Source organism: Streptomyces sp. NPDC059080, assembly GCF_042739975.1.
GTDB lineage: Bacteria > Actinomycetota > Actinomycetes > Streptomycetales > Streptomycetaceae > Streptomyces > Streptomyces benahoarensis.
Map to the genome: position 1 here is coordinate 47411 of NZ_JBHYGX010000038.1, position 11095 is coordinate 58505.

Annotated in this window: 8 protein-coding genes; 4 read left to right on the forward strand and 4 right to left on the reverse strand. The window is 74.8% G+C overall.

The features are described 5' to 3' along the window. Window positions 1–146: 146 nt before the first annotated feature. On the reverse strand, window positions 147–1721 hold the full coding sequence (guaA, locus tag ACFWWQ_RS24135) for a glutamine-hydrolyzing GMP synthase (protein WP_384599720.1): 1575 nt from the start codon (window positions 1719–1721) through the stop codon (window positions 147–149). Between the two features lie 256 nt (window positions 1722–1977). Between guaA and ACFWWQ_RS24140 the strand changes: the two genes are divergently transcribed. Then, entirely contained in the window at window positions 1978–2280 is a 303-nt protein-coding gene (locus ACFWWQ_RS24140) for a chorismate mutase (protein WP_384599723.1), read from the forward strand. A 526-nt stretch (window positions 2281–2806) separates the two neighbouring features. On the opposite strand, the gene ACFWWQ_RS24145 is transcribed toward ACFWWQ_RS24140, so the two are convergent. The 3 genes from ACFWWQ_RS24145 to ACFWWQ_RS24155 form a co-directional block, all read right to left on the reverse strand. Then, window positions 2807–4666: a GMC family oxidoreductase N-terminal domain-containing protein gene (locus tag ACFWWQ_RS24145; RefSeq protein WP_384599727.1), complete on the reverse strand. Its 1860-nt coding sequence runs from the start codon at window positions 4664–4666 to the stop codon at window positions 2807–2809. Between the two features lie 54 nt (window positions 4667–4720). After that, window positions 4721–6442, reverse strand: coding sequence for a succinic semialdehyde dehydrogenase (locus ACFWWQ_RS24150; RefSeq protein ID WP_384599730.1), 1722 nt, complete (start codon window positions 6440–6442; stop codon window positions 4721–4723). Window positions 6443–6713: 271 nt separating this feature from the next. Further along, window positions 6714–7436, reverse strand: coding sequence for a hypothetical protein (locus ACFWWQ_RS24155; protein ID WP_384599733.1), 723 nt, complete (start codon window positions 7434–7436; stop codon window positions 6714–6716). Window positions 7437–7632: 196 nt separating this feature from the next. On the opposite strand from ACFWWQ_RS24155, the gene ACFWWQ_RS24160 reads away from it, so the two are divergent. The 3 genes from ACFWWQ_RS24160 to ACFWWQ_RS24170 all read left to right on the forward strand — a co-directional run. Next, window positions 7633–8658 (forward strand): hypothetical protein, encoded by a 1026-nt coding sequence (locus ACFWWQ_RS24160; RefSeq protein WP_384599736.1) that lies wholly within the window; start codon window positions 7633–7635, stop codon window positions 8656–8658. Between the two features lie 316 nt (window positions 8659–8974). After that, window positions 8975–9637, forward strand: a complete 663-nt coding sequence (locus ACFWWQ_RS24165) for a response regulator (RefSeq protein ID WP_384599739.1) — start codon at window positions 8975–8977, stop codon at window positions 9635–9637. Window positions 9638–9639: 2 nt separating this feature from the next. Then, window positions 9640–11095, forward strand: a 1456-nt coding sequence (locus ACFWWQ_RS24170; RefSeq protein WP_384599757.1) for a sensor histidine kinase, incomplete at its 3' end; no start/stop codon positions are given.

Genomic DNA, 11095 nt, shown 5'->3' on the forward strand with positions numbered 1-11095 from the left:
GTAGCCGGGCGCGCCCCCCCCCCCGGGTACGGCCCCGGCCCCCGCCGCCCCCGCCACGCCCCCCCAACCCCCCCGCCCCCCCCGCACCCACGGCGCGCGGGCGTCGGCGTCGGGCGTGCGGGAGGACCGGCGGACCGGTCAGCGGGTCACTCCCACTCGATGGTGCCCGGGGGCTTGCTGGTGACGTCGAGGACGACGCGGTTGACGTCCGCGACCTCGTTGGTGATCCGGGTCGAGATCTTCGCCAGGACGTCGTACGGCATCCGCGTCCAGTCCGCCGTCATGGCGTCCTCGGAGGAGACCGGACGCAGCACGACCGGGTGGCCGTAGGTGCGGCCGTCGCCCTGGACGCCGACCGAGCGGACGTCGGCGAGCAGCACGACCGGGCACTGCCAGATCTCGCGGTCGAGACCGGCCGCGGTCAGCTCCTCGCGGGCGATGGCGTCGGCCTCGCGGAGCAGGTCCAGACGCTCCTTGGTGATCTCGCCGACGATACGGATGCCCAGGCCGGGGCCGGGGAACGGCTGGCGCTGGACGATCTCGTCCGGCAGGCCCAGCTCGGAGCCGACGAGGCGGACCTCGTCCTTGAACAGCTGCCGCAGCGGCTCGACCAGCTCGAACTCGATGTCGTCCGGCAGACCGCCGACGTTGTGGTGCGACTTGATGTTCGCGGTGCCCTCGCCGCCGCCGGACTCGACGACGTCCGGGTAGAGGGTGCCCTGCACGAGGAACGCGACCTCGGGGCCCTCCTCCTGGAGGATCTCCAGCTGGGCCTGCTCGAAGACCCGGATGAACTCCCGGCCGATGATCTTCCGCTTCTCCTCGGGGTCGGAGACCCCGGCGAGGGCGCCCAGGAAGCGCTCGGAGGCGTCGACGACCCGCAGCTGGGCGCCGGTGGCGGCCACGAAGTCCTTCTCGACCTGCTCGGTCTCGTCCTTGCGCATCAGGCCGTGGTCAACGTAGACGCAGGTCAGCTGGGAGCCGATGGCCTTCTGGACCAGGGCGGCGGCCACCGCGGAGTCCACGCCGCCGGACAGGGCGCAGATGGCGCGCTTGCTGCCGACCTGGGCTCGGATGGCCGCGACCTGCTCCTCGACGATGTTGCCGGGCGTCCAGTTGGGCTCGATGCCCGCGCCGCGGTAGAGGAAGTGCTCCAGCACCTGCTGGCCGTGCGTGGAGTGCATGACCTCGGGGTGGTGCTGGACGCCGTAGAGCTTCTTCTCGTCGTTCTCGAAGGCGGCGACCGGGACGACGTCCGTGGACGCGGTGACGGTGAAGCCCTCGGGGGCGGCGGAGCAGGCGTCGCCGTGCGACATCCAGACGGACTGCTCGACGGGGGTGCCCTCGAAGAGGGTGGAGCCGGGTCCGGAGACGGCCAGCGGGGTGCGGCCGTACTCACGGGCGCCGGTGTTGTCGACCGTGCCGCCCAGGGTGGTGGCCATGAGCTGGAAGCCGTAGCACATGCCGAAGACCGGGACACCGGCCTCGAACAGTGCGCGGTCGACGCTGGGGGCGCCTTCGGCGTAGACCGACGAAGGTCCGCCGGAGAGGATGATCGCCTTGGGGTTCTTGGCGAGCATCTCGGCCACCGGCATGGTGGACGGGACGACCTCGCTGTAGACCCGCGCCTCGCGAACGCGGCGGGCGATGAGCTGGGCGTACTGCGCGCCGAAGTCGACTACGAGGACGACGTCCGGGGCGGCGGGGGGCGCTGATGGCACTTCGGCGGCCTTCCGGCGGTGTGGAGCAGGGGTTGGACTTTCGATTCTAACGGGCTCATACTGACCGCCATGTCCAAGCAGCTGACCTCCGTCTTTACCTATGGCACCGGCCCGGCCGGCTGCCATGGACGCGCTGCTTGATCGACTGACCAGCGACTTCCCAGGCGCCCCGGGCCGACAAGGCCCGGGGCGCCTGTGTCGTTCCCGGTCCGCCCGTCGGTTCCGGGGGCCACCGACCCCCAGGAGAGACCCGAACATGAGCAGCGACACCACCGCGACCGCCCCCGCCGCCGACACCGGGGCGCGTACCCCGGAGGCGGTCGGGGTGATCACCGATGCGCGCGGGCGGATCGACGACCTCGACGGCCGGATCATCGGCCTCGTCCAGGAGCGGATGGCGGTCTCCGCCGTCATCCAGCGCGAGCGCATCGCGTCCGGCGGGCGCCGGGTGAACCTCTCCCGCGAGATGGAGATCCTCGACCACTACCGCGGGCAGCTCGGCCGGGCCGGGACCGCGCTGGCGATGACCCTGCTGGAGCTGTCCCGCGGCCGCGTCTGAGAGGCCGGACCGGCGCGCGGAAGGGGCGCGTGCGCCGGGCGCAGCGGGCGGATCTGAGTTCGGGCGGCCTCTCACCCGTACGGCGCGTGACCAGCCACGGAGCCGCTTCGTTGTGCCGTGTGCCGCGTCAGCCAGGCGCGGGAGGCAGGACTACGCGTAGACGCCGCCCCCGGGGCGGAACGCCGGAGGGATGAGACGCCGGCCGCTCGGCGGCCCGCGTCGTGGGACCTCGCTCCGGTGAGGTGACCGGTCAGCAGGGGACAGCAGCCCGGTCACGTCGATGGGTGGCCGGTCCTGGGGACGCCCGGGACCGGCCGCATCCGACACGACGCATCCCTCACGACACTCCCGCCTCCGGCGCACCTCGCTCATCCGCCACGATCCACCGATCCCGCGGCGCTTCCCCCCGGCGCCGCTCCCCGGTGCCCGCGCCGCCCTGTCGCGAGCACCGGCTGCCAAGGGCCCCGTCGCCGTCCGTACCCCCCTCGCGGACGGCATCACGGGGCCCTTCGCGCGCCCGGCGGGATCAGTCGCCGTCCGGCTCCGCGCCCTCGCCGGGCGTGCGCTTCGGCGGGACCAGCGGAACCGCGAGGAGCGGCAGCTTCAGGGCGCCGAAGGCCGACGGCGGGACGGCGGGGGCGAGCGGCTCCACGGGCGCGAGGCGCCGGTACGCCTCGCCCTGGCGGGGGCGCGCGTCGTCCTCGCCCTTGTTCGGCCAGAACGCCATGGCCCGCTCGGCCTGCGCGGTGATCGTCAGGGACGGGTTGACGCCCAGATTGGCGGAGACCGCGGCTCCGTCGACGACGGAGATCCCGGGATGGCCGTAGAGGCGGTGGTACGGGTCGAGGACGCCGTGGCCGGCGTCCTCGCCGATGGGGCAGCCGCCGAGGAAGTGCGCGGTCAGCGGCGTGCCCATCAGCTCGCCGACGTTGCTGCCCGGGAAACCGTTGATCGCCTTCGCGAGGTGCCCGGCCGCCTCGTACGCCTCCGGTATCTGCTCCGGGTTGGGGGCCCCGTGGCCCTGGCGGGCGGTGAGCAGGCCCTTTCCGGGGCCGGACGGTTTGCGGTACGTCGTCAGGGAGTTGTCCAGGGACTGCATCACGAGGCCGATGATGGTCTTCTCCGACCAGCGGCGGTTGGAGAGCGACTGTGCGGTCTGCACCGGGTGGCGCAGGCTGCGGACCGCCCAGGCGAGGGCGCGTCGGCCCCGGCGGGCGGCGAGCGGTACCTGCACGATGGAGAGCGACCCCATGGCGTTGGAGCCCTTGCCGTAGCGGACCGGTTCGATGTGGGTGTTCTCGTCCGGGTGGATGGACGAGGTGATCGCGACGCCTCGGGTGAAGTCGGGCCGGGTGCCGTACTTCTTGCGGTAGCGGCGGTCGTTGGTCTGCGAGCCGACCAGCGCCTCGGAGTTGGTGCGGGTCAGCTCGCCCAGGCGCGGGGAGATGCCGGGCAGCAGGCCGCTGTCCTTCATGCGGTGCAGCAGCGTCTGGGTGCCGTAGGTGCCCGCGGCGAGGACGACGCGGCGGGCGGTGAAGACGCGGGCGCGGGCGCGGCGCTTGTCGTCGGTGGGCAACGTGCCGAGGGCGAAGCCGCCGCGGGAGTCCTCGGTGACGGTGACGACGGAGGTCATCGGGTGGATGACGGCTCCGGCCTGTTCGGCGAGGTGGAGGTAGTTCTCGTTGAGGGTGTTCTTGGCGCCGTGGCGGCAGCCGGTCATGCACTCGCCGCATTCGGTGCAGGCGGCGCGGGCCGGGCCCTTGCCGCCGAAGTACGGGTCGTGGACCTGACCGCCGGGCTCCGCGCGGCTGGCGCCGTCCGCGTCCTTGCCGTCGCCGAAGAAGACGCCCACGGGCGCGAGGTGGAAGGAGTCGCCGACGCCCATCTTCTCGGCGGCTTCCTTGAGGTGGACGTCGGACGGCGTTGTCGTCGGGTTGAGCCGGACGCCCAGCATCCGTTTGGCCTGGTCATAGTAGGGCGCCAACTCGTCCTGCCAGTCGGTGAGATGGCCCCACTGCTGGTCGCGGAAGAACTGCGGCGGCGGGACGTAGAGGGTGTTGGCGTAGTTGAGGGAGCCGCCGCCGACACCGGCACCGGCCAGCACCATGACGTTGCCGAGGAGGTGCACCCGCTGGATGCCGTAGCAGCCGAGGGCCGGGGCCCACAGGTAGTTGCGCAGGTCCCAGGAGTTCTTGGGGAGTGTCTGGCGGCTGAAGCGGCGCCCGGCCTCCAGGACGCCGACGCGGTAGCCCTTCTCGGTCAGCCGCAGGGCCGAGACCGCGCCGCCGAAACCGGAGCCGACGACGAGCACGTCGTAGTCGTACGGGCGGTCGGGGTCCCGGCGCTGCCCGGGGAGCGGGTGGCGGGCGGAATTCTTCTGCGGCACGGGCTCTCCTGGGTGTGGGCGGGGGGGGGCCGCGGTGGGCCCCCGCCGGAGACATCAGGGCTGCCGGAACATCTTCATCGCCTTGAAGCCACGGGTCATCAGGTCGGCATACTTCTCGTCGGTCAGGCCGAGGGACGGGCCGAGCGGCATCACCCGCTGCTGGGCGATGGTCTGCGCCTCGGTGTACTTCAGGACGCCCTCGGAGCCGTGGCGGCGGCCGAGACCGGAGTCGCCCATGCCGCCCATGGGCGAGCGGACGCTGCCGTATCCGGCGGCGTACGCCTCGTTGACGTTGACCGTCCCGGCGCGCAGCCGGGCGGCGACGGCGCGGCCGCGGCGGGAGTCACGCGTCCAGACGCTGGCGTTGAGGCCGTACGGCGTGCCGTTGGCCCGGGCGACGGCCTCGTCCTCGTCGTCGAAGCGGTAGACGGAGACGACCGGGCCGAAGGTCTCCTCGGCGCAGACCGTCATCGACTCGCCGACGCCGTCGAGGACGGTCGGCTCGTAGAAGTACGGGCCGATGTCGGGGCGGGCACGGCCACCGGCGACGACGCGGGCGCCCTTGGCGACGGCCTCCTCGACATGGCGGCTGACGGTCTCCAGCTGACGGGCCCCGGCCAGCGAGCCCATGTCGGCGCCGTAGGCGAGCTGGGTGCCCAGCCGCATGGCGCGGGTGCGGGCGGCGAAGCTCTCCAGGAAGGCGTCGGCGACGGAGGCGTGGACATAGAGCCGCTCGATGGAGATGCAGCACTGGCCCGCGGAGGAGAAGCAGCCACGGACGGCACCGGCGGCGGCCTTCTCGACGTCGGCGTCCGCCAGCACCAGCATGGCGTTCTTGCCGCCGAGTTCGAGGGAGACGCCGACGAGGCGGGCCGCGGCGCCCTGGGCGACCTCGCGGCCGGTGCGGGTGGAGCCGGTGAAGGAGACGTAGTCGGCGTGGCGCACGACGGCCGGGCCGACGACCGGGCCCTCGCCGATGACGACCTGCCAGACATCCTCGGGGAGGCCCGCCTCGATCATCTGCTGCCGGGCCCACAGGGCGGTCAGCGCGGTCTCCGTGTCCGGTTTCATGACGAGGGCGTTGCCCGCGACGAAGGCGGGCAGGGCGTCGCCGACGGACAGCTCCAGGGGGTAGTTCCAGGGAGCGATCTGGCCGACGACGCCGCGCGGCTGGCGCAGCTCACTGACCTTGGTCAGGATCGGGATGACACCGGTGTGGCCCTTGGGGCGCAGGTACGCGGGGCCCTTGCGGCCGTAGTGGCGGGCGGCGACGGCGACGGCCTGCACCTCTTCGTGGGCATGCAGCCGGGTCTTGCCGGTCTCCAGCTGGATGAGGTCGAGGACCTCGGCCTGCCGGCGCAGCATCAGGTCGTGGAAGCGGAGCAGGACCGCGGCACGCTGCTTGAGGGGGACCCTGGCCCAGCGTTCCTGGGCGGCGCGGGCGCGGTCGAAGGCGGCGGCGACGTCCTCGGGGGTGGACTCGGGCAGATCGGCGAGCTTCTCGCCGGTGAACGGCGTGTGGTTGACGGTGCGGCCGCTGCCGACGGCGCCACGGACGAGCTGCGCGACGACCTCCGGGACGACGACGTCGGCGGCGGTGCGCGCACCGGGCACGGTGGCGGCGACGGGGTTGCCGCCCTCGGGTGCGGATAACGTGGCGGCGGGCGCCCCGGCGGGCCTGGCGGAGGGTGCCCCGGCGGGCGCGGGCACGGCCGCGGCGGGCGCAGCCGCCTCGGGTTCGGCGTCGGCTGTTCCGGTGTCCTGCGAGTCCGTCATGCGGGCGAGCGTAATGGGGCCGCAACCGCTTTGTGTACCCGGCGGTAATACCTTTTCGTCGCCGTTCGAACGGTGCCAGCGGTGGGTGGCTGCAACGGTGCTGGTCAGCGACGATGCGGGGGTACGGGGCCGGGCCCGGGTCCGGGTCGCCCTCAGGCGTGTCCGTAAAGTCCCATTGCGAGCCAAGGGGGACTTTACGGACGCCCCCTAAGGGGGTGTCCGTTCGATATTCGTGGTCAGCCACGGCCCCACGGAGATCGGGAAGACCCCCTTAAGGCCCGTCGAGGCGGAGCCGGTCGCGGGCGCCCCGGAACACCGCGCGGCCGACGTGCTCGGCAGCCGGGACCCGGGGCATCTCCACGTACAGGTCGTAGGAGCGGCCGGTCGCGGTGGTGGTCAGGAGCTGGAGGCGCCGGGTTTTGGTGGGGGTCTGCGGCGAGAAGGTGTACGTGGCGTCCAGGAGGAGCGCGGGGCTGCCCCGGAAGCGGGCCGGCTCGGTGCGCACCTCGGCGTCCGGCCAGTACTCCCGCAACCGCGCCGCCTCTTGGACGCCCCAGGCGGCGAGCGTCCGGGGGCGGTGGGCGTAGGTGGTGAGCCGCAGCCGGTTGCTGTCGTCCCCGGGGACGACGTACTCGACGATCCGGCTGCCCCGGCGGCGGTACGAGGCGTCGCCGTCGTCGTGCACGACCGTGGCGTACGTGGTGGGGACGGCCGGCCAGGCGCGGAGCCTGCGCTCGTGGTGGACCTCCCAGTCGAGGACGACGGGGGTGGTGGGCGGGGGCGTGGGGGCGGCGCGCGGCGGGCGGGACGCGCCGGGGGCGGCGCGGCGTGCGCCGTCCGTGCCGAACGGGCCCGCGGCACTGACCAGCACCGCGGCGAGCGCCGCCACGACGCCCGCGGCGAGCGTCCCCACGGCGATCCGGCCGCGCCGGGTGAGGCGGACGTCGCCGTGGTGCGCGGCCCGGCCGTCCGGCGCCTCCCCCGTTTCCGTCATGGCCGCATCATGCCAGCCCACGGCGGGAGTTCGGCGTCCGCGACGCCTTCGGACGCCGGACCCGGGGGAAGCGGTGCCCACGCTCCGACACGGCAGGGAACCTCCCCCGCCGCTCCTGCCGTCCTTGGCACAGTGAGGCTGCGGTACGGGACGGTCCGGTTATCGCGGCCGGCGGGCGGAGCGGGGGGTCTGGGGCATGGTGATGCAGGACGACGGCGCGGTGGACGTCCGCCCGGATCCCGATCCGGGCCGGGCCGACCCGGCGCACCGGGGCCGCTACCGCGCCGCGGGGCTGTGCCTGGGGCTCCTGGGGCTGGCGATGGCGGGCTGGACGGTACGGGGCGTCGCCCAAGGGGGCGGCGGCGTCTGGGACTTCGTCGAGGAACTGTTCCACCCGGCGTTCCCCGGGGAGGTGCCGGTGCTCGGGCCGTACGAGTGGGCGTTCACGGCGGCGTTCCTCGGCGTCGCCGGTCCGGCGCTGGCCGGGCGGCGCGCGGCACGGGCGGCGGCACTGCTGCTCGGCTGGGTGCTGCTGGCGGCCGTACTGCGGGAGGCCGTCGGCCTGTGCGACGCGGCCTACCGCGCCCGGTACGTGACCGCCCCGGAGTGGGGCTGGCTGCTGGCCACCCGGTGCCTGGGGCTGGTGACCGCCCTGGTGGTGCTGGGGGCGCTGCTGCCGGCCGGGGACGCGCGCCGGGGGGCGCCCGGCGAACCGGACGCGCCGCCGGGCGCCCGGCGGCGCCCCTCACAGATCTGCGGGGTGCTGTTCCTGGTGATGGGCGTGGTCCAGCTGGCGTGGACGGTGCAGGGGCCGATGCTCGCGTTCGGGCACCCGGGGCGGTTCCTGCGGGCGGCCGTCGACGCGTCCGCGACGGGCACGGTGGGGCTCGCGGCGCCCCCGGAGTTCGCCTCCGCGGGCGCGGCGCTGGTCCTGCTGATCCTGGGGGCGCTGGCCTGGGACGCCCGGTGCGACGTGCGCAGCGCGCTGCTGGCATACGGGGCGGTGCAGCTCTATCTGACGGTGCGGGCGGTGGTGCAGCTGGCCGTCACCGACTACTTCAACCGGTCGCTGGAGACGCCCCAGGGCGCGCTGTGGCTGGCGACGACGGCGTACGGCCTGGCGGCGATGACGTCGGTGGTGGTGCTGTCCTCGGGGCAGCCGGGCGGGCCGTACGGCGGGGCGCGGGGCGAGAGTCTGCGGACGGCGGCCGCGGGGCGCTGAGGGGCGCGGTACGGCGCGGGCGGGCGCCGGTGCGGGCGGCGGGGCCCGCGCAGAGGCGGCCGCCGCGTGTGGGGGCCGCGGCGGCCGTCGCTGTGAGCTGCACCGCCTCCCGTGCCGGTGGCCCGGTCGGTGGTGCAGCATGAAGGCACTCTGCCGGTTTACGCCCCGGTGAGGCATCGTCCCGAGGTCCCGGGCGTACCCCCGCCGGTCGGCGGGGGTACGGGGCCACCGGAGGGCGGCCTCCCGGGGCGGGCGGGGCGCGGGTGCGGCCGGTGGGCGCGCCCGGCGGGAACGTGCGAGGAGAGAGGGGCGCCCGGTGATCCGTGTCGCTGTGGTGGACGACGAGCGGCTCGTCAGGTCGGGGCTGCGGATGATTCTGGGCACCGCCCCGGACATCGAGATGGTCGCCGACTGCGGCGGCGCCGAGGCCGTCGGGACGGTGCTGGGCAGCGGCGCCGAGGTCGTCCTGCTGGACATCCGGATGCCGGACGTGGACGGGCTGACGGTGCTGCGGCAGCTGCGCGCCGCCCCCGAGCCCCCGGTGGTGGCGATGCTGACCACCTTCGACGCCCAGGAGTACCTCACCGCGGCGCTGCGCGAGGGCGCCGCCGGTTTCCTGCTCAAGGACTCCGAGCCGGAGCAACTGGTGCGCGCGGTGCGGACGCTGGCGGCGGGCGGCAGCGTGCTGGACCCCGGGGTGACCCGGGCGGTGATCGGCGGCTATCTGACCGCCGAGGACCAGGCCGCCGCGGCGCGGGCCGTGACGGGCCTGACGCCGCGCGAGTCGGAGGTGCTGGCGCTGCTCGGCGAGGGGCTGGCCAACGCCCAGATCGCGGACCGGATCGGCCTCGCACCCAGCACCGTCAAGGACCACGTCCGGGCGCTGCTGAGCAAGTTGGGCGGCCTCAACCGCATCCAGGCGGCGATCGTCGCCGACCGCGCGGGCCTGGTCGCCCGTATACCCCGCGGGACGTGCTGACGATGGCGGGCACGGGGGAGGCGCGGCACGCGCCCGCTTCCGGGGAGGCGCCGGGGGCGCGGAAGAGCCACGGCGCGCCGGGGGCGCTCGACGACCGGCTTCCGGCGGTGCCCGGGGCGCGGGGGCACGATCCGGCACCGGGGGCGCGGACCGCGGCCGTCGCGCCGGGGACGCGCGGGGGTCCGGGTGCGCGGGTGCCGCGGTGGCTGCGCCGGGCCGCGCCGGTGGCCGTCCCGGCGCTGCTGGGGATCGCCGACGCGTTCCTCGTCAACGGGCTCCATCTGCTCCTGGAGCTGGCCGTGTCGCTGGTCGCGGCCGCCGCGCTGCTGCTGCGCCGCCGCTTCCCGCTGCTGGTCTTCCTCTTCACGCTCCCGGGGCTGTACATCGGCTACATCTGGTTCGCGCCGATGATCGCGCTCTACACGGTGGCGGCGCGGCGCCCGGGGCGGCTGCGGCTGGGGATCTGCGCGGCGCTGCTGATCGCCGCGCACTTCTTCCCGTATCCGCTCTCGGACCTCGAACTGACCGCGTACCGGGAGAACACCCTGGTGCTGATCGACGCGTGCGTCACCTCGGCGGCGCCGATCACCCTGGGGCTGCTGGTGCGCACCCGGGGCGAGCTGGCGGCGCGGGTCGAGGAGCTGACCCGCAGTCTGCGCCGCGAGGACCGGCTGCTGGCCGACCGGGTGCAGGCCACCGAACGCGCCCGGCTGGCCCGGGAGATGCACGACGTGGTCGCCCATCAGGTCAGCCTGATCAGCCTCCAGGCGGGCGCCGTACAGGTCAGCACGGGCGACGAGGCGGCCCGGGACGGGGCGCGCACCATCCGGGAACTGTCGGTACGCACCCTGGAGGAACTGCGGCACATGGTCGGCGTGCTGCGGACGGCCGGCGGCCCGGAGGAGGCACGCCGCCCGGCGCCGCAGCCCGACCTCGCGGAGCTGCCCCGGCTGATCGGGATGAGCGGCCTCGACGTGACGTACGAGCCGGGCGTGGTGGCGGGCGCACGGGGTACGCAGACGGTGGAGCGGGCGGCGTTCCGTACCGTCCAGGAGGCGCTGACCAATGTCCGTAAGCACGCCCCGGGGGCGCGGGTCCTGGTCCGGATCGATCCGCTGGAGGCACCGGATACCGGGCGGGCCACGGACGCGGCGGTCACGGGCGGCCTACGGGTGGAGATCCGCAACGGGCCACCGGACGCCTCGGCGTCGGCTCCGGCGCTGCCGGGCGGCGGTCACGGGCTGGTGGGGCTGCGCGAGCGGGCGCAGAGCCTCGGCGGGACGCTGGAGACGCGTCACACCTCCGAGGGCGGCTTCGTCGTCCGCGCGCGGTTCCCGTACCGGGCGGAGCCCCCTTACGGGACGGACTCCCCGTACGGGTCGGGGGGGGGCGGGGGCCCCCGGCGCGCCGGCCCCCCGGGCCCCCGGGGCGCGGGCGGGGGGGGGGGGGGGGGGCGCC

Excerpts from the sequence above, each read along its gene's own strand:
- ACFWWQ_RS24160 (WP_384599736.1), top strand. The coding sequence starts at position 7,633 with ATGGTGATGCAGGACGACGGCGCGGTGGACGTCCGCCCGGATCCCGAT.
- ACFWWQ_RS24155 (WP_384599733.1), bottom strand. The coding sequence starts at position 7,436 with ATGACGGAAACGGGGGAGGCGCCGGACGGCCGGGCCGCGCACCACGGC.
- ACFWWQ_RS24150 (WP_384599730.1), bottom strand. The coding sequence starts at position 6,442 with ATGACGGACTCGCAGGACACCGGAACAGCCGACGCCGAACCCGAGGCG.
- ACFWWQ_RS24140 (WP_384599723.1), top strand. The coding sequence starts at position 1,978 with ATGAGCAGCGACACCACCGCGACCGCCCCCGCCGCCGACACCGGGGCG.